Here is a 19,634-nt window from a genome sequence, read left to right as displayed (position 1 = left end):
TTACCGGCCGGGCGCGCGCGGGATTAGTCCAGGTGGCGGCCCAGAAAGTCCAGCACGTCCGGGAGGATCGACCGCCAGTACAGCCCGTCGTGGCCGCCAGGCTGAAAGCCTCCCTCCACCCGGCCGGGAAGTCCCGAACGGTACTGACGCACCGTCGGCGCCAGTTCATCCTCGGCGCCGCAGTCGATCCGCTTGGAAATCGCTGCAAGCCGGGGACGCAGCGCGAAAATGTCATTGGCCGCGAAATCAGCCGGGCCGTCGAAGGCGCCCTGCATCCCGGCGTCGTAGCTGGACCAGACGGCCGGGCTCATGGCCGCAACGGCGCGAAGTCCGGACACCCTACCCCGAGACGCCAGGAGGAGGGCGCCGAACCCTCCCATTGACGTGCCGAAGAGGCCGACCTTTCCGAGGTCGAACCCCTGCTCGGCCAGGAACGGCAGGAACTCCAGCACCAGCATCGACTGCGTATCGCTGCCGTCGGCGCGGGCATGCCACCAGGAGTCGCCGCCGTCCACGGCAGCAATCCCGAAGGGCTGGCCGCCGTCGTCCAAGTGGTGCTGCAGGGCCTGATCCGCAACGAGGTCGCGCAGCAGAACCTGGCTGCTGCCACCCAGTCCGTGCAGGAAGACCGCCACGGGCAGCACCTGGTTGGCCTGTTCCGGAAGCGGCACCGCCAGGGACCAGTAGGTGGTGGCTGCCGGGCGGAAGCGGGAGCGAAAAGCGCCCGTCCGGGTCAACACTGTGGACGTGGGCAATCTGGAAGGGGGCAATTTGGAAGGCGGCACTACGGACGGGGGACCCGGCGGGATGGCCGCCGTCGTTGTGGGGCCGGGAACCGGTGGAGGCGGCGCCGTGCAGGCTGACGAGCCGGCTGCAGTCATGCCGGCAGCGATTCCTGCCAGCTGCAGCATGCGTCGCCGTGGGAAGGACGGCTGGTCCATTTCCCGATTTTAGACCCCGGAACCGGCGCGTGTCCGGCACCGCAGGAAAGCCCGTAAACTGGACTCCGGATGGGTTGACCAGGCGGCCGCGCGTCACGCAAGTGGCTCGAGGAACGTCCGGGCTCCACAGGGCAGGGTGGTGGGTAACGCCCACTCGGGGTAACCCGCAGGCCAGTGCCACAGAAAACAGACCGCCTGCGTCGCGCCGATTTGAAAGCGGCACGAAGCAGGTAAGGGTGAAACGGCGGTGTAAGAGACCACCAGCTTCCCGGGTGACCGGGAAGGCTAGGTAAACCCCACCCGGAGCAAGGCCAGACAGGACACGTTTGAGGGCTGCCCGCCCGAGTGTCCGGGTAGGCCGCTGGAGGGCGTCGGCAACGGCGTTCGTAGATGGATGGCCGCTACTCCCGTGCTGGCAACGGCAGGGGAGCACAGAACCCGGCGTATCGGTCAACCCATCCACTTAACACCGCGTCTGGAAGGTAGATGCCCGTGCAGTCCTCCGATGACACCGACCCAAGACTGAATGCCGTGCTCGCGCGCGTCGTTGGCCCCGACAGCCTCGATCAGGATGGAACGATCGAGCTCACAGTCATGGTCGACGGGACGATAATCTCCGGCTCCGTGGTGAGTGAGGAAGCGTGGTCCAGACGCCAGAAGGCGCAGGTCAGCGCATCAGGCGAGTACGGAGCAGACGGTGCCGAAGACGCGCAGGACGCCAGGAACAACCCGCTCCGAAAGGACCAGGTCAGGTTCATCCATTTCCTTGAACCGGTAGTGGTCTCCGGCGGCAACCCCATCCGCCTGAACGCAACGCGGGTGGACCTCCGCAACGTGGCGGCCTGGAGCATTGGCCGCCTCCAGTACGGCGAGATGTAGCTGCCCGTCCGGTGGTGTGAGTGATTTCACGGGCTCCGGGACAAAAGGAGCCCTCCGCCCGCCCTAGAATGGATGGTGAACGTAGAAGTTCCTCCGCCGGATCTGCGTTCGCAGCCGGCGGTATTTCTTTGCACGTCCGACGGCATCCGGGGTGGACCGAAACCCTGCCGGTGCCAGCATGCCCTGGATAACTTCCAGTGGCCGCCATCCGGTTTACGAAGACGTAGCCGGTTGAACCAAGGAAGGTAGTTCTGTGAGCCAGACGTCAGATTCTTGTCTTGATACGTGGATGAGCCGAGAGGCGCTCGCCGAGGCCATGATCCCGGTTATCGGCCGGCTGTACCGTGAAAACAACGTGGTTACCTCCATCCACGGCCGCAGCCTGATCAACAAGTCCACCATGAACATCCTGAAGGCGCACCGCTTTGCGCGCCGGATGAGCAAGGATGAGCTGCTCCTCGAGGAGACGGCGCCGCTGCTGAACACGCTGGCACAGCTGGACCTGGGTGCCGCTGCCATCGACATTGCCCGCCTGAACCAGAAGTTCAAGTCCGACGGCGGGGACCTGACTTTGGAGGAATTCCTCCGTGCCGAGCTGGCTGAGATCGTGGGTAAGCGGGGCGGCGACGACCGCACCAGCACCGACGTCGTGCTTTACGGCTTCGGCCGCATCGGCCGCCTGCTGGCGCGCCTCCTGATCGAAAAGGCAGGCGGCGGCCACGGCCTGCGCCTGCGCGCCATCGTGGTCCGGCGCGGCTCCGACAACGACCTGACCAAGCGTGCCAGCCTGCTGCGCCGCGACTCCGTCCACGGTTCCTTCGAAGGAACCATCCGGGTGGACACTGACGCCAACACCATCACGGCCAACGGCGTGCAGATCCAGGTCATTTACTCGGACAACCCGGCCACCATCGACTACACGGCCTACGGCATCAACAACGCCCTGGTGGTAGACAACACCGGCCGCTGGCGCGACGCCGAAGGCCTCGGCCAGCACCTGCTGAGCAAGGGCGTTGCCAAGGTCCTGCTGACGGCACCGGGCAAGGGCGAGCTCAAGAACATCGTCCACGGCATCAACCACCGCGACATCGCCGATTCCGACAAGATCGTGACGGCAGCCTCCTGCACCACCAACGCCATCACCCCGGTCCTAAAGGCGCTCAACGACAAGTACGGCGTGATCCACGGCCACGTCGAGACGGTCCACTCGTTCACAAACGACCAGAACCTGATCGACAACTTCCACAAGGGCGACCGCCGCGGCCGCTCCGCCGCGCTGAACATGGTGATCACCGAGACCGGTGCGGCCAAGGCCGTGGCCAAGGCGCTGCCCGAACTGCAGGGCAAGCTCAGCGGCAGCTCCATCCGGGTCCCCACCCCGGACGTGTCCCTGGCCGTCCTGAACCTCAACCTGGCCAACGGCACCACCAAGGACGAGGTCAACGACTACCTGCGCGAGATGTCACTGCACTCCGACCTGCGCAAGCAGATCGACTACATCGACTCGCCTGAGGTCGTCTCCACCGACTTCGTCGGCTCCCGCCGGGCCGGCATCGTCGACGGCCTCGCCACCATCGCCAACGACAAGAACCTCGTAGTGTACGTCTGGTACGACAACGAGTTCGGCTACAGCTGCCAGGTGGTCCGCGTCATGGAAGAAATGGCCGGGGTCAACCCGCCGTCCTTCCCGGCCAAGGACTCCGAAAAGGACGCCGCCCCGGTCCTGGCCGTGGCAGCCTCGGTCTAACCGGAACGCTACGTCAGCCCCGTCAGCACAGTTGTGTCGGCGGGGCTGACCCATTCCCGGGAAGTTCCCGGGCAATTCTCTGGAATCAGGCGGAAATCGGGCACAAACTTGTGTCATGGAACAGAACCCGACACTCCAGCATGAGACAACTCTGGAACACGCCCTCGACGTTGCCAAGGCCAACCAGAAGGAAGCCCAAAGGCTTCTGGACGAGGCGCGCACGTCACATGCGGCAGGGGAAATAGGCGACGACAGGGTGGCCCAGCTTGAGCGCCTCCTGGATCTCGCCAACACCGATCTCCATCGGGTCATGCGCGAGCAGTAGGGGAGCCTCCCTCCACAGGGCACCTGTCCTCCACACTGTGGATACCCGCACAGCGACGGGTGGTTTCGCTTAGGCTCCTGGTGTGTACCCACAACCTGCCGGCAACACCTGGCGCCCTTGGACGCCCCTGTGAGCGTCAGCTGGGCCGGTTACCGGCGTGCGCGGCGCCGCTCCCGGCAGGCCTGGGCGGTGCTCGGTGCCGCAGCGGTGTCGGTGGTCGCCGCCACCGTGTGGTTTTTCACGGCAGGCCAGTTCATTGCCGCCGAGCCTGCCGTGTCCGGACCGAGCGAGGCGCCGGTGTTCGATGCCGCCTGGATGAAGCCCGTGACGCCCCCGCACCCGGTGCCGCCGGGCCACGCCGCCGCTGCACTTGAAACCCTGGCAGTAAAGGGCCGGGCATCCGGAAGCGACTATGACCGGTCAGCCTTCGGCCAGGCCTGGCAGGATGCCGACCACAACGGCTGCGACACGCGCAACGACATCCTGCGCCGGGATCTTCACGACGTTGAGTTCACCAAAGGGTCAAAGTGCAAGGTTGCCGCCGGCACCATGCATGAGCCGTATGTGGGGCTGGTGGTCAGGTTCGTCCGCGGTGGGGACTCCAGCAAGGCCGTGCAGATCGACCACGTCGTCGCGCTCGGCGACGCCTGGCAGAAGGGGGCCCAGCAGCTGACGGCGCAGCAGCGGCAGACCCTTGCCAACGATCCGGTCAACCTCATCGCCGCCGACGGTGACGCCAACCAGGAGAAAAGTGCGTCGGACGCCGCCACCTGGCTGCCGAAGAACAAGGCCCTCCGGTGCCACTACGTGGCGCGGCAGATCTCGGTGAAGGCCGCGTACGGACTCTGGGTCACCCAGCCGGAGAAGGACGCCATGGCCCGCGTGCTGGGTTCATGCCCGCAGCAGCAGACCGTCGTTGCGCAGTAGGGCCGCAATCGGGGGCGGCGTCAGTGGCCGAACGGGTCCGGGTCAACGCCCGGCATCCAGGTCAGGCCCGGTACGCCCCAGCCGCTCTTCTTGGCCTGCTTCATCGCCTTGCGGGCGTACCTGTCGATGAGCCGGTTGACGTACAGCTTGCCGTCAAGGTGGTCGTATTCGTGCTGGATGATGCGGGCGAACCAGCCGGTGGCTTCGAAATCCACCGGATTGCCGAGCCCGTCAAAGCCCTGGACGCGCACCCATTCGGCGCGCTTGAGCGGAAACTGCTCGCCGGGGAAGGAAAGGCAGCCCTCCACTTCGTCGTCCGGATCCGGCAGAGCCCCGGACACCTTGGAAAGGGTCAGCACCGGATTGACCACGACGCCGGCCGGGGGAGCGCCGTCCTCGTTCTCGTACTTGTACACGAAGATGCGCTTGCCCACGCCGATCTGCGGCGCGGCCAGACCGACGCCATTCGCCTTGTCGTTGGTTTCGAACATGTCGGCAATCAGCTGGCGAAGCCCGTCGTCGAACTCTTCCACTTCAGCAGCCCGGCGGTGCAGCACCGGCTCACCCCAGATGGTGATGGGCAGAACGGTCATGTGAGGGATCCTTCGACGCTTTGCCGGGGTGGAACCGGCAGTGGTGAAACAAGCAAAGGCCGCACCGGTAAACCGGTACGGCCTTTGCTGCTGGCCGGCAAGAAACTGCCGTCCTCGGTGAGGGTGAGCGACGGGGGTTGAACCCGCGACCTCCTGGACCACAACCAGGCGCTCTGCCAACTGAGCTACGCCCACCATGTGCCCTGCAGACTGTCCGGTTTCCCGGCCGTCCGAATTGGCAACGACAAATAGCTTACCTGCTGTTTGGGGATGCTTTCGCCACTTTTGGCTGTTTCGGCAAAATTTTCCCCAAACGTGGCGCAGATTACTTTCCGGACTGCTGTGCTGCGGGCGGCAGAACGCCTTCCGGGGACTGCTGGTCGACGGCGGAGGGCGACGCCGAGATGCGCTTGGAGATCTTCTGGGCCGTGGCACTGTCCGGCCCCGGCGCGGGCACGAAGACGGCTTCCCGGTAGTACCTGAGTTCATCAATGGAATCCTTGATGTCCCCAAGGGCGCGGTGGCCGCCAAGCTTCGCCGGCGCCTGGAAGTAGGCGCGCGCATACCAGCGCCGGGCCAGTTCCTTGATGGTGCTGACATCGATGATCCGGTAATGCAGGTGCTCCACCACCGAGGGCATGTCCCGGGCGAGGAAGACCCGGTCCGTTCCCACCGAGTTGCCGGCAAGGGGCGCCTTGCGGGGGTCCGGCACCCACTTGCGGATGTAGTCCAGCACCAGGGCCTCCGCCTCGGCCATGGTTTTGCCGGCCGGAAGCTCGTTCAGCAGGCCTGACCGGGTGTGCATGTCCCGGACGAAATCGTTCATCTGGGCGAGGGCGGCGTCCTCCGGTTTGATCACCACGTCCACCCCGTCTCCGAGGATGTTGAGCTCGGAGTCGGTCACCAGGGCCGCGACCTCGATCAGGGCGTCGTTGACGCTGTCCAGGCCGGTCATTTCGCAGTCGATCCAGACGATGCGTTCGTTAGTAATAGGCACCCGTTCAGCCTACCGTTTAGCCGCCCGCAAGCCTTGGAGAGGCGCTCCGATGCTAATATTTCGGGTACGTGGCAACGCCCCAGCGGCGGCCGCGCCCCGGCGTCGCCCGTTTTGGCTGGCCGCCCGATTTGGCCGGCCGCCCAGCTTGGCCGCAGATGGGGCAGCATGCCAAAGAGATACGCGCAAAAGAGATTGGACGATCCTGAGATGACGGCGCCTGTGCCTGCGATAGGGGAAACGGCCATCGGCACTTCCACGGACCCGGCCCGGCCGGAAGTGGACAATCCACGCTCGCCGATCCTCTCCGGTTTCACCGGTTCCATGTTCCTGCTCATCGGCTCGCTCGGCGTCGGCTGGCTGGCACCGGCCTCGGAACTGCGGCGGATGCCCCTGTTCATCTGGATGCGCACGGAGGCGTTCGGCGTCGGGCTGTCCATCGTGCTGCTGGCGGTGGGCGGCATGCTGCTGGTCCGGGCGTGGCTCCGGCTTGGCCAGCACGTTCATGTGTGGGGCCGGGAGGCCCGGAAAGCCACCCTGCAGGCCGTCGTCGCGTGGGGCCTTCCCATGATGTTCACCGTCCCGCTGTTCAGCCGGGATGTTTACGCCTACATCGGCCAGGGCCGACTGATGGTGGAGGGCTTCAACCCGTACGAGAACGGCATCTCGGCGCTGTCCAACTACTTCCAGCTGGGCGCAGACAAGATGTGGACTGAGGCCCCGGTGCCCTACGGCCAGGTGTTTTTGTGGATCGAGCAGTTCGTGGTCTGGTCCACCAACGTTCACCCGGAAGCCAGCATCATGCTGTTCCGCCTCGCCGCGCTGATGGGTGTGGTGTTGTGCATCATCTACGTGCCCAAGCTCGCCGAACTGCACGGCGTCAATCCGCACCGTGCCCTCTGGCTGACGGCAGCGAACCCGCTCTTCCTGACCAACTTCATCGCCAGCGTCCACAACGACGCACTGATGATCGGGCTGGCCCTCGCGGGCCTCTACTACTGCGCCACGCGGCGGGTCATCCTGGGCATCGTCCTTGTCACAGCCTCAATCTCGGTGAAGCCGATCACCGTGGTGTTCCTTCCGTTCATCGGCCTGCTCTGGGCGGGCAAAGGGGCCAGCTGGCCCAGGAAGTTCGTGTTCTGGGGCCTGACCGCCGGAATCAGCATTACCCTGCTCTACGCCATGAGCCTGGTCAACGGCTTCGGGTTCGGCTGGATCAACGGACTCTCGGCGCCCGGCAGCGTCTGGATCTGGTACGCCCCGGTGGGGCTGCTGGGTCTGGTAGTAGCCTCCATTTTCAACGCGTTCAGCCTGGACGGCTGGGGCCTGGCTAAATGGGTTTACGACGCCGGCAAGCTCCTTGCCGTGGGCATCGTCGCCTGGCAGATTTTCCGGGGCGAACACGACCGCCTCATGCGCCGCCTGACCCTCGCCTTCGCGGCCGTTGTGGTGCTCGCGCCGATGATTCAGTCCTGGTACGTGGTGTGGCTGATCCCGCTGTTCGCCGTCACGGGCATCCGCGACGACTGGCAGGTCAAGGCCCTGTACTTCATCGTGTCCTTCTTCATGGTCTATGCCATCTCCGACCAGCTCGAAGTCTTCCCCTACCTGCAGACCGGCGACCTGGGCCTTGCCCTCGCGCTGGCCCGCAACGCAGCCGCCATCATTGCCCTGCTGTTTGCCCTGTACCTGATCTTCCTGGACCGCAGCACCAAGCTGCTTTTCAGCAAGGCGGAGCAGCCTGTCACGACGCGCCCCGTCATCTGACCTAAAGGTTTTTCAGGGCTTCCCTGCGCGAGAGTGGACTGAGTGACGTGGCGTTCCGCGCCACGAAAATCCAGGACCCATTCCGGATCGGTTTTGGCGTACTCACGCAATGCCCACCCGATGGCCTTGCGGATGAAGAACTCCCTGTCAGCCATGTTCGCCTCGATGACGGCAGAGAGCAGCGCGGTGTCCGTCTGGAACTTTGCCGCCAGCTGGGCCGTGATGGACGCCCGCCGAATCCAGAAGTCGCGATCGGCGCTCCACTGGAGCAGTACTTGGGTGAGTTCGTCCCGGTGGGCCCGGAGCAGTGTGCCGATCCGGTGGGCCACGCCGTCAACATAGTCCCAGGACGAGCCGGTCCGGATGATCTCCTCATACACCGGAAGCATCAGCGGATCTCCGGCCACGCTCCGCAGTCCGGTCAGGTCGATCGCAGCGTAGCGTTCCTCGCGGTAACTGGCTTCCCGCCACAGGACAAGCACCGTTGATCTCAGGTCCTCGGGGGTCTCAAACGGGTGGGCGGCGGCCGCGGCCTTGGTTGCCCTGCGCACCTCCGGCACACGGACGCCGAGGGACGGAGTCGCGGACTTCATGTAGGCCTGCGCTGCGGCGCCGCGGAGGGGGTCTGCCGCCGCCCGCAGTTCGGCGCGAATCAGCGCCAGCAAGGCTTCATTTGCCATGCTGCCAACATAGCCGGTCCAAGGAGGCCAAGGCAGCGTTTGCCGCTGCCTCTACGGTCCGTGTGGTCCTGTCATCCGACCCGTAGCCGCACCACCCTGCGCCCGGGAACTGCGTCACTGACCACCTCAAACCCGGCGGCAAGGAACAGCCCCAGCGTGCCCTGGTAGAGATCGGACGGACCGGCCTTTGGCCGTTCCCGTGGATCCACCGGATACCCTTCGACGACGGCGGCCCCGTTGGCGCGTGCGTGGCCGACGGCGGCAGCCAGCAGGGCCGCTGCCACGCCGCTGCGCCGGTGGCCGGGTGCGACGACGAAGCAGCTCACCGACCACACGCTCCCGGCTTCGTCGCCGGCGGCCGCGGGACCGGCAGCCTTGAACACCTGGGAACGGAGAATCCGCGGGTAGCAACCCCGCGGCTCCACGGCGCACCAGCCGACTGCGGAGCCGCCGCGGTAGGCCAGGACCCCCGGCGCCGGCCCGCCGCCGTCGAACTTGTCTTTCAACTGCGCCTTGCGGTCAGCAGGCGGCGTGGCACTAAAGCTGGCTCCCGGCAGGGCAAAGAACCGGCACCAGCAGCGTGACGGTTCGCCGCGGACGCCGAATAGTTCCTCGACGGCGGGCCACTCGGCGGCCGCGGTGGTGATGCCGCCTGCTGTCTCCTGCGAATGCTCTGTCATGGCCGCCTTCCGTTGCCGCCGGCAATGTCCTGCTGCGGGACTGTGGCTGGTGCCGAACCTGCCTTGCTGCCGGGACTAGGAAGCGGGTTCGCCGCCTGGCTCGGTGCTCCGGCGCAGCGTCACCTCGCCCGTGACCGTCACGGCGCCGGCGGCCGGGTGGCCGGAACCGGCGGGAACTGCCAGCCTCCCGATCTCCTCCAGGGGCAGGCGGACGGTGGAGAGGGCGGGCCGGAAGTCGCGCAGGGTTTCGATGTCATCAAAGCCCGCGATGGCGGCGTCACGGGGCACGCGCAGTCCTTTGGAGCGCAGTGCGGCCGTGGCCCCGATCGCCATGACGTCGTTGACGGCGAAGATACAGAGCCGCGGCGGTGCGGCGGCGCCAGTACCGGCCCCGCCGTTGCCGCCGTGCGCCTTCATGCGTGCGGCGAGCTCCATGCCCGCCTCGTAACCGCCAGTGCGGTCGAATCCGGTGTGCAGGACATCTGCCGGCGAAAACCCGGCGTCTGCCAGGCCGCGCTGAAAGCCGCGCACCCGATCGTCTGAGGTCAGGAGGCCCTCCGGGCCGGCGATGATCACGAACTCCCCGGCATGTGAGGCGGCCAGTTCCCGGGCGAGTTCGGCGGCGAGCTGCTCGTTGGGAACCTCAACCACGTGATAGCCCTCGTCGGATTCGGCGCCCACTACGCCGTGTCCCACGACGCCCACCTGGCCACCGTTGCGGCAGTAGCGGTCAAGCTCGGCGGCCAGTTCGGCGTTGCCCTGCTGGTCGGCGGTCCGTGAAGACCGCGATCCCGCGATCACTATCGAGTCCGCCCGGCGTGCCGCAAAGGCAGCCACGGCCGCGCGCTCGTCCGCAGGACTGCCCGCGGTGGTAGCCAGCAGGACCATCTTGTTCTGATGCCGGGCCGCGGTCTGGACGCCTCGGGCGATGGCTGAGAAGTAGGGGTCCGCGATGTCGTGCACGATGAGTCCGATGAGGCCGGAGCTCGACTTGGCGAGGCCCTGTGCCTGGGCGTTGGGGATGTAGCCGAGGGAGTCCGCAGCTTTCCGCACGCGCTCAGCGATATCAGGTCCGGGGGTCCTTGCGGAACCGTTCAGGACGCGGCTCGCGGTGGCAGGGGAGACTCCGGCCAGGCGGGCTACTTCGGTCAGCGTGCTTGCTGCCACAGGCGAAACTCCTCTTCAACGGGCCCGGCATCGGGAAACTCGGCTGATGCCCACATTATCGCAGTTATAAATACACTCGGAAAGCGCTTGCCAGATGCCCGGCAGTTCTGCAGTATAGAACCAGTGGGAATGCGCTTTCCCGGTCCATCCACCACGAATGAATGAGGACTCATGGGCTTCGAAACAAAGACGATCCGTATCGCCATGAACGGCATTACCGGCCGGATGGGATACCGCCAGCACCTGCTGCGCTCCATCCTCCCCGTCCGTGACGCAGGGGGCTTCACCCTGGAGGACGGCACCAAGGTCCAGATCGAGCCGATCCTCGTCGGCCGCAACGAAGCGAAAATCCGTGAACTGGCCGAGCTGCACAAAATTTCGGAGTGGACCACCGACCTTGACGGCGTGATCAACGACCCCACCGTCGACGTCGTCTTCGACGCCTCGATGACCGGCCTGCGGGCCGCAACCCTGAAGAAGGCCATGCTGGCCGGCAAGCACATCTTCACTGAGAAGCCGACGGCGGAAACCCTCGAGGAGGCCGTCGAGCTGGCCCGCATCGGCAAGGAAGCCGGGGTCACCGCCGGGGTGGTGCACGACAAGCTCTACCTGCCTGGCCTGGTCAAGCTCCGCCGCCTCGTGGATGAAGGGTTCTTCGGCCGGATCCTGTCCATCCGCGGAGAATTTGGCTACTGGGTCTTCGAAGGCGACGTGCAGGCGGCGCAGCGCCCGTCCTGGAACTACCGCAAGGAGGACGGCGGCGGAATGACCACGGACATGTTCTGCCACTGGAACTACGTCCTGGAAGGCATCATCGGCACGGTCAGGAGTGTCAACGCCAAGACCGCCACCCACATCCCGGCGCGGTGGGACGAGTCCGGAAAGGAATACAAGGCAACGGCAGACGACGCCTCCTACGGCATCTTCGAGCTGCAAACCCCGGGCGGGGACGATGTCATCGGCCAGATCAACTCCTCGTGGGCTGTCCGGGTCTACCGTGACGAGCTGGTCGAGTTCCAGGTGGACGGCACGCACGGATCTGCTGTGGCCGGCCTGAACAAGTGCGTCGCGCAGCAGCGGGCCCACACCCCGAAGCCGGTCTGGAACCCGGACCTTCCAGTTACAGAATCCTTCCGCAGCCAGTGGCAGGAAGTCCCCGCCAACGCCGAGCTGGACAACGGCTTCAAGCTGCAGTGGGAAGAGTTCCTGCGCGACGCCGTCGCCGGCCGCGAGCACCGCTTCGGGCTGCTCTCCGCCGCACGCGGCGTCCAGCTCGCCGAACTCGGCCTGCAGTCCAACGACGAACGCCGCACCATCGACATCCCGGAGATCACGCTCTGATGACTTCACTGATTCTTCCCACGTCCGACGGCGGGACCCGGGAGTACCGCCTCCGCCCCGCCACCACCTGGGCCAAGCCGACGGCGCCGCTGGCATCGCGCCGGGCCTATGCGGCCGCCCACGTCATCCCCGAGGTCACCGCCGACAACACCCCGGGCGCCCCGGCGCGTCTGGACTGGGAGGCCACGCTGGGCTACCGGCACGAGCTGTGGTCCTACGGGCTCGGGGTTGCCGACGCGATGGACACCGCCCAGCGCGGCATGGGCCTGGACTGGGCCGCCACGCAGCAGCTGATCAAGCGCACCGGGGCGGAGGCGGGCTCTGTGGTCTCCGCCGGCGGCACGGCCACGGCGGGCATGACCGTCCGCGACCTCGTGTCCTGCGGCGCCGGCACCGACCAGCTGGACCTCGCCACGCTGCCGTCCGGCGCGGCCGGGCTGCAGGCTGTCCTGGCCGCTTACCGTGAGCAGGTCGCCGTCGTCAGCGAGGCCGGGCCCAAGGTGATCCTCATGGCCTCCAGGGCGCTGGCCCAGGCGGCGTCCGGCCCCGAGGACTACCTGAAGGTCTACTCCACGCTGCTCCAGGAAGCCGACCAGCCCGTCGTCCTGCACTGGCTCGGCACCATGTTCGATCCGGCGCTGGCCGGCTACTGGGGCTCAGACAGCGTTGACGAGGCCACCGAGACGTTCCTTTGCCTCATCCGCGAAAACGCGGACAAGGTGGACGGCGTCAAGGTCTCGCTCCTGGACGCTTCGCATGAGATCGCGCTGCGGGCGGCGCTCCCCGAGGGCGTGCGCCTCTACACGGGTGACGACTTCAACTACCCTGAGCTGATCGACGGCGACGGAACCCTCCACTCGGATGCCCTGCTGGGAATCTTTGCGGCAATCTATCCAGCTGCGTCCGCGGCGCTGCAAAGCTACGACGCCGGAGATGCCGCCAAAGCGCGTGCCATCCTGGACTCCACCCGCGAACTGGGCAAGCACATCTTCAGTGCCCCCACGTTTTACTACAAGACCGGAATCGCCTTCCTGTCCTGGCTCAACGGCAAGCAGCCGGGATTCCAGATGGTCGGCGGCCTGCACTCGGGCCGTTCGGTGGTGCACCTCGCGACGACCTTCGAACTGGCCGACGAAGCCGGGCTGCTGAAGGACCCCGCCCTCGCAGCGTTCCGGATGTCCGATTTCCTTCGCATCAACGGAGTAGGAGTATGACCTTCAATTCAGAACCGTCCCCCTTTTCGCGGCTTTCCCTCAACAGCGCCACCACCAAGAAGTGGACGCTCGCCGAGGCTGTTGACGGCTGCGCCCGTGCAGGCATTCCCGCCATCGGGCCCTGGCGGGACATCGTCGCCGAGACCGGGCTGGACAAGGCGGCGAAGCTGATCAAGGACGCCGGGCTCCGGGTTTCCTCGCTGTGCCGAGGCGGGTTCCTCACCGCTCCGGACGCAGGCGGGCAGGCGGCAGCGCTCGCCGACAACAGGGCCGCGATCCTGGAGGCCGTCGCTCTGGATGCGCAAGAACTGTTCCTCGTGGTCGGGGGCCTGGCGCCGGGGGAGAAGGATGTAGCGGCTGCCCGCCGGCGCGTGGCTGACCGGCTCGAGGACCTCGTCCCATTCGCCGTCGAACACGGCGTCCGGCTGGTGCTGGAACCCCTGCACCCGATGTACGCCGCCGACCGCGCGCTCATCTCCACCCTGGGCCAGGCGCTGGACCTGGCGGCGCCGTACGACGCCCGGGCGGTGGGGGTCGCCGTCGACACGTTCCATGTCTGGTGGGATCCGGAACTGAAAGCGCAGATCGAGCGCGCCGGCCGGGAGAACCGGATCGCCTCCTACCAGGTGTGCGACTTCAACCTTCCGATCGCCGCGGACGCGCTGCTTTCCCGGGGCATGATGGGCGACGGCGTGATTGACTTCGCGACGATCGGCACCTGGGTCCGGGACGCCGGATACACAGGCGACATCGAAGTGGAGATATTCAACCGCGAGATCTGGGACGCCGACGGAGACGACGTCCTGGCGATGATGAAGGAGCGCTACGCGGAGCTGGTGCAGCCCTTTGCCTGAACCTGCCCTTACTTCGGTGGCTGTCCGCGGGTAGGGTGGCGCCAGGAGGGTCAGCTATGGACAAACAAGCAAGGGACGCCGAGGCGAGCGTTGCTGTTGCAGCGCAGCCGGAGCGGGTGTGGAAGGCGCTGACTGATCCGGTCGACATCAAGGAATACTTTCTCGGCACGAATGTCGCATCCACCTGGCGGGAAGGTGAGCCTGTGACGTTCGAGGGGGAGTGGCAGGGCAAGTCCTACCAGGACAAGGGGACCGTGCTGGAAGTCCGCCCCAACGAACTCCTGCGCATCTCCCACTACAGCCCCTTGTCGGGCCTGCCCGACGAGCCGGACAGCTACCACACCGTGGAGTACGGCCTGGAGCCCGTGGCGGAGGGCACCCGTGTCAGCATCACCCAGGGCAACAACAAGAGTGACGAGGAAGCAGCGGAGTCGGAGAAACTTTGGGCCATGGTGCTTGGCAACCTCAAGGAGTACCTGGAGGACTGACCGCGCCGGAGTCGGCTTGCGGCCTACCGATTGCGGCCAGCCTGCACCCTGCGACGGTGGGCAGCAGCGCGCAGTTGGATGATCCGTGCTGCACCCGCCATGGCCACGAGGACACCTCCGCCTACTGCGGCGATGAAGAGGGACATCCCGAGCGACACCGCGCCTTCGAGGCCGAAGAACTTCACCTGGACGAGTTCCTGGTTCTGCAGGATGAAGATGATCAGCAGCACCAGTACCACCAGGGCCGAGGCCACCGCCGCCCAGATCATACCGGCGCGCGTCACCTGCCGTTCCGGCTCCGCCAGGCCGGGCCGCGGTGACGCGGCTCCGTCGTAACCCGGGATCGCGGCCGTGCCGGGATGGCGGGCCGCCGCGCCGGTACCCGCCGCCGCTTGGGTCGGCGTCGGGTCAAGGGGCTCTCCGGTGCCTGGCTGGCCTGCCGCCGGGTTCGTTGGCCTGGGCATTTCCGGATCGGCCGGGTTTCCGCCCGACTGGCTTTGCTGCATACGGATGTTCCTTCCCTGACGGTTGGTCCGGGTTGGCCGGCTTGTGCATATCGCCGGCGCCCAGTCCGATCATAGGCACAGTCGGCCCATATTAGTAAGCATGCTTGCAATGTGCCCCCGCGGGCGATGGAACCGTGCACTTCGACGAACTCCCGCCAAGCGTCACGGGGTGTTCTACACTCGGAAGGAGATGCGGGGCGTACTTGTCCGATGTAGTACACGGCGCCCCGAAGGGAGGAGTACCCCCGATGCGCCGCAACCGTGTTATCGCTGGAACGACCGCTTTGCTCCTGGCCGTCACTGGCCTCTGGGCTGCATCCCTCGCCATCGGCGGTGGGGAGGCGCCGCAATCAACGGCGACTCTCAGCCCGGATTCGTTACCGTCCCCTAACAAGCCCAGGGTCCCGGCGCCTGATGTTCGGATCGCTGCTGTCGGCGACATGAACGGCGTCAGGAACATTGAGCCCAACAGCCCGTCCGGCCGGAACGGCGCGGCGATCACCCGGCTCGTGCAGAAGAACCAGATTGACGCGTTCCTGGGGCTGGGGGACTTCCAGTACGACACCCCGCGCTGCGCTGATTACGTGAAGTACTGGACGCCGCTGTGGGGTGGCACCAAGCCCAAGCTGTACTGGGTGTCCGCCCCCAACCACGACTGGCAACCAGGCCGCAACGAGGACCTCGACAACTTCATGAACGGCCAATGCCCGGGTGCCCCGGCGAAGGCTGCAATTAACCGGCAGCGCGGGTTCATCGGGAACGGGGATCCGTACTCGAAGGACTTCGGAAACTGGCACTTCGCGTTCCTGTCGTCGGCACAGTGGCGATATAGCCCCGCGAAGGCTCAGGCCTTGACGGCATGGCTGGACGGCGACCTCGCTGCTGCCAGGGCGGCGGGCAAGTACCTGGCGGTGGTCTACCACGAGCCGTACTTCACGTCGAACACCGGCGAACACAAGCGGGCCGCCGACCACAAGCCGTGGATCGACGTCATGTACAAGCACCGGGTCCGGCTGACCCTGTCAGGGTCACAACACAACTACGAGCGTTCATGTCCGGTCAACAACAGGGACCAGTGCGTCAGTGACGGGATGACCGCGTTCCAGGTGTCCACGGGAGGCATCGGCCTCCGCTCCTTTACGAGCAGTCCGCCATACATCGTGAAGCGGTTCAGCAACACGCACGGGTTCCTTCGGATGACACTGCGCGATAACGGGTCGTTCAGCTGGAACTTCGTTCCCACGTCGGGCCCGGGCAAGGACGCAGGTACGCGCCCCGCACCGTAGTAACAGCCCCGCCCAACGCAGAAGCGGTCCTGACCGGCGTTTGCGCAGGTCAGGACCGCTTGTGGCCGTGCCCCAGGAGGGAATCGAACCCCCGACCGGCGGATTAGAAGGCCGCTGCTCTATCCCCTGAGCTACTGGGGCAACTGGTTTCCCGGCTTCCCGGGTGCCTGAAAAAGTCTACATTGCCTGCGGGCCCGCCGGCGGCACCGGGGAGGATCGTTTCGGTTATCCACATACAGGATTGCGTACCTCCCAGCCGTCGCGTCGGCGGTTGATGCTGGAAGTGCCTGCTAGGGCAAGACACTTCGAGACAGGACAACAAGATGAGTGACAACGTTACGGTTCGGGGCTTCGTGGCCACGGAGATCCGCAGTTCCACAACTCCCGGGGGCGTTCCCACCGCCTCATTCCGCCTCGGTTCCGCTGAACGGCGGTACGACCGCACTGTCAACGCCTGGGTGGACGGCAACATCAACTGGTTCACCGTCCAGGGATACCGGCAGCTGGCCGGGAACATGGGCTGCAGCATCAAGAAGGGCCAGCGCGTCGTCGTCGTGGGCAAGCTGAAGATGCGCAGCTGGGAGAGGGACGGCCGCATGTACCACGACGCCGAAATCGACGCGGACGCGGTGGGCCACGATCTCAAGTGGGGCACCGCCAACTTCATCCGCAATTCCGGCAACCCGCAGGCCGCTGACGGATACGGCCCCGCGAACGGCGACCGCAGCGTCTCCGGATCCTCGGCCGCGGCCGGGGACGGCTCCGACGAGGACCGGGAGGAAGGCGACGAGGCGGACGAAGACCCGGCTGCGGCGGGCATCTTCCTCGACGACGCCGGCGACGAGTTGCAGCTCGACCCCGAAACGGGCGAACTCACGGGAGCCGCTGCCTGAACGCCGGTGACGTGCGGCACTGCACCCCCTGGCGGTGCCGCATGGCAGAATGGCAGCGTGATGCGAGCGACTACACTTCAGCGGAACAAAGCACTCCGCGGCAATGCCACTGGTGCCCGGGGAAACGCCAAGAAGGTTGCCGGCCGGCTCGCATTGGCCGTCGTTGCCGTGTCGCTGGCCGCCTGCACCGCGCCGGGAGGCCAGGCGACCACTGGAGGGCAGGCGGCCACGCAGGCGGCAGCGGCAGCATCAGCCTCGCCAAAACCGTCGTCGCCTGCGGCAGGCACGAAAACCGCTCCGGAGGCCACGGCCGCACTGCAGCGGACCATGGCTGACGTCCTGGGGAGCGTAGTCGCGGCCAACCCCAAGCCGGCTACGGCGGACATCACCTCAGCCCTCACGGCGGCAGGCGTTCCGGCGCGGAGCCTCGAGGTCTCGGCAGGGCGCACGCCCACCGGACTCGAGGTGGATTCCATGGAAGCGGCGGCTGTCCAGGCCAAGGAATGCGTGATCGGCCAGATCCGCGATCGAAAGGTGACGGTGACCGTGCTGCCGGCGCTGTCGAACGGCAAGTGTTTCGTAGGAGCCGCCGGCTGAGCCCGGAATGTGAGATATCACCGCCAACCCACTAGATTTGGAACCATGGCGGAATTTATCTACACAATGACCAAGGCCCGAAAGGCTGTTGGCGAAAAACTTATTCTCGACGACGTCAGCATGTCGTTCTTCCCGGGCGCCAAGATCGGCGTCGTTGGCCCCAACGGTGCCGGTAAGTCCACCATCCTGAAAATCATGGCCGGCCTGGACACCCCCTCCAACGGCGAGGCGCGGCTGAGCCCAGGCTACACGGTCGGCATCCTGCTCCAGGAGCCGCCGCTGAACGAGGAAAAGACCGTCCTGGGCAACGTCCAGGAAGGTGTGGGCGAGATCTACGGCAAGATCCAGCGCTTCAACGCCATCTCCGAGGAGATGGCCAGCCCGGACGCGGACTACGACTCGCTCCTCGAGGAGATGGGCCACCTGCAGGAGGCCATCGACTCCGCCGATGCCTGGGACCTGGACTCCCAGCTTGAGCAGGCCATGGACGCCCTCCGCTGCCCGCCGGCCGACGCGGATGTCACCCTGCTCTCCGGTGGTGAGCGCCGCCGCGTGGCCCTCTGCAAGCTGCTGCTGCAGAAGCCGGACCTCCTGCTGCTCGACGAGCCCACCAACCACCTCGACGCCGAGAGCGTGCTGTGGCTGGAACAGCACCTCTCCTCCTACGAGGGCGCAGTGCTCGCCGTCACCCACGACCGGTACTTCTTGGACCACGTCGCGGAATGGATCGCGGAGGTGGACCGCGGCCACCTGTACCCCTATGAGGGCAACTATTCCACCTACCTGGAGAAGAAGCGCGCCCGCCTGGAAATCCAGGGCAAGAAGGACGCCAAGCAGGCCAAGCGCCTCGCCGAGGAACTCGACTGGGTCCGCTCCAATGCAAAGGGCCGTCAGACCAAGTCCAAGGCGCGTCTGGCCCGCTACGAGGAAATGGCGGCCGAGGCCGACCGCACCCGGAAGCTGGACTTCGAAGAGATCCAGATCCCGCCGGGACCGCGCCTTGGCGGAGTGGTGCTGGAAGCCAAGAACCTCCAGAAGGGCTTCGACGACCGCACCCTGATCGACGGCCTGTCCTTCTCCCTGCCCCGCAACGGCATCGTCGGCGTCATCGGCCCGAACGGTGTGGGCAAGTCCACGCTGTTCAAGACCATCGTGGGCCTCGAGCCCCTTGACGGCGGCGAGCTGAAGATCGGTGACTCGGTCAAGATCTCCTACGCGGACCAGAGCCGCGGCGGCATCGACCCCAACAAGACCCTGTGGGAAGTTGTTTCCGACGGCCTGGACTTCATCCAGGTGGGCAACGTTGAAATGCCGTCCCGCGCCTACGTCGCGGCGTTCGGGTTCAAGGGCCCGGACCAGCAGAAGAAGGCAGGTGTGCTCTCCGGTGGTGAGCGCAACCGCCTGAACCTGGCGCTCACCCTCAAGCAGGGCGGAAACCTGCTCCTGCTCGACGAACCGACCAACGACCTCGACGTCGAAACCCTCAGCAGCCTGGAAAACGCGCTGCTGGAGTTCCCGGGCTGCGCCGTCGTGGTCTCCCACGACCGTTGGTTCCTGGACCGGGTGGCCACCCACATCCTCGCGTACGAAGGTGACGAGGAGAACCCGTCGAAGTGGTACTGGTTTGAAGGCAACTTCGAATCCTACGAGGAGAACAAGGTGCAGCGCCTCGGCCCCGACGCCGCCAAGCCGCACCGCGTCACGCACCGCCGCCTGACCCGCGACTAGTATTAGCTGCACGAAAAAGGCCGGCCC

At 66.1% G+C, this 19,634-nt stretch carries 19 protein-coding genes, 2 tRNA genes, 1 other RNA gene and 1 pseudogene; 14 read left to right on the top strand and 9 right to left on the bottom strand.

Translation table 11 applies throughout. The features are described 5' to 3' along the window. Nucleotides 1-23: 23 nt before the first annotated feature. Entirely contained in the window at nucleotides 24-755 is a 732-nt protein-coding gene (locus tag ACHMXB_RS08240) for an alpha/beta hydrolase (protein ID WP_395404350.1), read from the bottom strand. Between the two features lie 256 nt (nucleotides 756-1,011). Between ACHMXB_RS08240 and rnpB the strand changes: the two genes are divergently transcribed. The 5 genes from rnpB to ACHMXB_RS08215 all read left to right on the top strand — a co-directional run bounded on the left by rnpB (nucleotide 1,012) and on the right by ACHMXB_RS08215 (nucleotide 4,819). After that, nucleotides 1,012-1,403, top strand: an RNA gene (gene rnpB, locus ACHMXB_RS08235) — RNase P RNA component class A. 30 nt (nucleotides 1,404-1,433) lie between these two features. Next, complete coding sequence (locus ACHMXB_RS08230; RefSeq protein ID WP_395404348.1) at nucleotides 1,434-1,820, top strand: hypothetical protein; 387 nt, start codon at nucleotides 1,434-1,436, stop codon at nucleotides 1,818-1,820. Between the two features lie 253 nt (nucleotides 1,821-2,073). Beyond that, nucleotides 2,074-3,567 carry a glyceraldehyde-3-phosphate dehydrogenase gene (locus ACHMXB_RS08225; RefSeq protein WP_395404346.1) on the top strand — a complete coding sequence of 498 codons (1,494 nt, stop codon included), beginning with the start codon at nucleotides 2,074-2,076 and terminating at the stop codon, nucleotides 3,565-3,567. Nucleotides 3,568-3,682: 115 nt separating this feature from the next. Then, entirely contained in the window at nucleotides 3,683-3,892 is a 210-nt protein-coding gene (locus ACHMXB_RS08220) for a hypothetical protein (RefSeq protein ID WP_395404344.1), read from the top strand. A 129-nt stretch (nucleotides 3,893-4,021) separates the two neighbouring features. Then, complete coding sequence (locus tag ACHMXB_RS08215) at nucleotides 4,022-4,819, top strand: HNH endonuclease family protein (RefSeq protein WP_395404342.1); 798 nt, start codon at nucleotides 4,022-4,024, stop codon at nucleotides 4,817-4,819. 20 nt (nucleotides 4,820-4,839) lie between these two features. Here ACHMXB_RS08215 and def read toward each other — a convergent pair whose 3' ends face one another. The 3 genes from def to orn all read right to left on the bottom strand — a co-directional run bounded on the left by def (nucleotide 4,840) and on the right by orn (nucleotide 6,409). After that, nucleotides 4,840-5,412: a peptide deformylase gene (def, locus tag ACHMXB_RS08210; RefSeq protein WP_395404340.1), complete on the bottom strand. Its 573-nt coding sequence runs from the start codon at nucleotides 5,410-5,412 to the stop codon at nucleotides 4,840-4,842. Between the two features lie 122 nt (nucleotides 5,413-5,534). Beyond that, nucleotides 5,535-5,607, bottom strand: a tRNA-His gene (locus tag ACHMXB_RS08205). A gap of 130 nt (nucleotides 5,608-5,737) precedes the next feature. After that, nucleotides 5,738-6,409 (bottom strand): oligoribonuclease, encoded by a 672-nt coding sequence (orn, locus tag ACHMXB_RS08200; RefSeq protein WP_395404338.1) that lies wholly within the window; start codon nucleotides 6,407-6,409, stop codon nucleotides 5,738-5,740. A gap of 207 nt (nucleotides 6,410-6,616) precedes the next feature. Here orn and mptB point away from each other — a divergent pair, with 207 nt between their 5' ends. Beyond that, nucleotides 6,617-8,173 carry a polyprenol phosphomannose-dependent alpha 1,6 mannosyltransferase MptB gene (gene mptB, locus ACHMXB_RS08195; RefSeq protein ID WP_395404336.1) on the top strand — a complete coding sequence of 519 codons (1,557 nt, stop codon included), beginning with the start codon at nucleotides 6,617-6,619 and terminating at the stop codon, nucleotides 8,171-8,173. A gap of 1 nt (nucleotide 8,174) precedes the next feature. On the opposite strand, the pseudogene ACHMXB_RS08190 reads toward mptB, so the two are convergent. The 3 genes and pseudogenes from ACHMXB_RS08190 to ACHMXB_RS08180 form a co-directional block, all read right to left on the bottom strand. Beyond that, a pseudogene (locus ACHMXB_RS08190) lies at nucleotides 8,175-8,853 on the bottom strand (DNA alkylation repair protein). A 71-nt stretch (nucleotides 8,854-8,924) separates the two neighbouring features. Continuing rightward, a complete protein-coding gene (locus ACHMXB_RS08185) occupies nucleotides 8,925-9,533 on the bottom strand; it encodes a GNAT family N-acetyltransferase (protein WP_395404334.1) in 609 nt (202 codons plus the stop codon). A 75-nt stretch (nucleotides 9,534-9,608) separates the two neighbouring features. Beyond that, complete coding sequence (locus tag ACHMXB_RS08180) at nucleotides 9,609-10,700, bottom strand: LacI family DNA-binding transcriptional regulator (RefSeq protein WP_395404332.1); 1,092 nt, start codon at nucleotides 10,698-10,700, stop codon at nucleotides 9,609-9,611. Nucleotides 10,701-10,871: 171 nt separating this feature from the next. Between ACHMXB_RS08180 and ACHMXB_RS08175 the strand changes: the two genes are divergently transcribed. From ACHMXB_RS08175 to ACHMXB_RS08160, 4 genes are read left to right on the top strand one after another with little or no spacing between them, the layout of a single operon-like run. Next, the gene (locus tag ACHMXB_RS08175; protein ID WP_395404330.1) at nucleotides 10,872-12,041 is read left to right on the top strand and encodes a Gfo/Idh/MocA family protein; all 1,170 of its coding nucleotides are present in this window, start codon (nucleotides 10,872-10,874) and stop codon (nucleotides 12,039-12,041) included. Then, complete coding sequence (locus ACHMXB_RS08170) at nucleotides 12,041-13,255, top strand: dihydrodipicolinate synthase family protein (protein ID WP_395404328.1); 1,215 nt, start codon at nucleotides 12,041-12,043, stop codon at nucleotides 13,253-13,255. Before ACHMXB_RS08175 ends, ACHMXB_RS08170 begins: the two co-directional genes overlap by 1 nt. Continuing rightward, nucleotides 13,252-14,109, top strand: a complete 858-nt coding sequence (locus tag ACHMXB_RS08165; protein ID WP_395404326.1) for a sugar phosphate isomerase/epimerase family protein — start codon at nucleotides 13,252-13,254, stop codon at nucleotides 14,107-14,109. The genes ACHMXB_RS08170 and ACHMXB_RS08165 overlap by 4 nt, the downstream gene beginning before the upstream one ends. A 56-nt stretch (nucleotides 14,110-14,165) precedes the next feature. Next, on the top strand, nucleotides 14,166-14,597 hold the full coding sequence (locus ACHMXB_RS08160) for an SRPBCC domain-containing protein (RefSeq protein ID WP_395404324.1): 432 nt from the start codon (nucleotides 14,166-14,168) through the stop codon (nucleotides 14,595-14,597). Nucleotides 14,598-14,620: 23 nt separating this feature from the next. On the opposite strand, the gene ACHMXB_RS08155 is transcribed toward ACHMXB_RS08160, so the two are convergent. Next, on the bottom strand, nucleotides 14,621-15,103 hold the full coding sequence (locus ACHMXB_RS08155; RefSeq protein ID WP_395404322.1) for a lipopolysaccharide assembly LapA domain-containing protein: 483 nt from the start codon (nucleotides 15,101-15,103) through the stop codon (nucleotides 14,621-14,623). A 248-nt stretch (nucleotides 15,104-15,351) separates the two neighbouring features. On the opposite strand from ACHMXB_RS08155, the gene ACHMXB_RS08150 reads away from it, so the two are divergent. Continuing rightward, entirely contained in the window at nucleotides 15,352-16,389 is a 1,038-nt protein-coding gene (locus ACHMXB_RS08150) for a hypothetical protein (protein WP_395404320.1), read from the top strand. A 68-nt stretch (nucleotides 16,390-16,457) separates the two neighbouring features. Here the strand turns inward: ACHMXB_RS08150 and ACHMXB_RS08145 are convergent. Further along, a tRNA-Arg gene (locus tag ACHMXB_RS08145) sits at nucleotides 16,458-16,530 on the bottom strand. A 182-nt stretch (nucleotides 16,531-16,712) separates the two neighbouring features. Here ACHMXB_RS08145 and ACHMXB_RS08140 point away from each other — a divergent pair. The 3 genes from ACHMXB_RS08140 to ettA are packed head-to-tail and all read left to right on the top strand — an operon-like array spanning nucleotide 16,713 to nucleotide 19,607. After that, nucleotides 16,713-17,282, top strand: a complete 570-nt coding sequence (locus tag ACHMXB_RS08140; protein WP_395404318.1) for a single-stranded DNA-binding protein — start codon at nucleotides 16,713-16,715, stop codon at nucleotides 17,280-17,282. A 60-nt stretch (nucleotides 17,283-17,342) separates the two neighbouring features. Continuing rightward, the gene (locus ACHMXB_RS08135; protein WP_395405189.1) at nucleotides 17,343-17,879 is read left to right on the top strand and encodes a DUF6993 domain-containing protein; all 537 of its coding nucleotides are present in this window, start codon (nucleotides 17,343-17,345) and stop codon (nucleotides 17,877-17,879) included. Nucleotides 17,880-17,924: 45 nt separating this feature from the next. After that, nucleotides 17,925-19,607: an energy-dependent translational throttle protein EttA gene (gene ettA / locus ACHMXB_RS08130; RefSeq protein ID WP_190602495.1), complete on the top strand. Its 1,683-nt coding sequence runs from the start codon at nucleotides 17,925-17,927 to the stop codon at nucleotides 19,605-19,607. Nucleotides 19,608-19,634: the final 27 nt, after the last annotated feature.

Source organism: Arthrobacter sp. UC242_113 (assembly GCF_044054585.1).
Taxonomy (GTDB): domain Bacteria; phylum Actinomycetota; class Actinomycetes; order Actinomycetales; family Micrococcaceae; genus Arthrobacter.
Note: the sequence above shows the minus strand (reverse complement) of the source record. Positions and strands in the feature narration are given on the sequence as shown.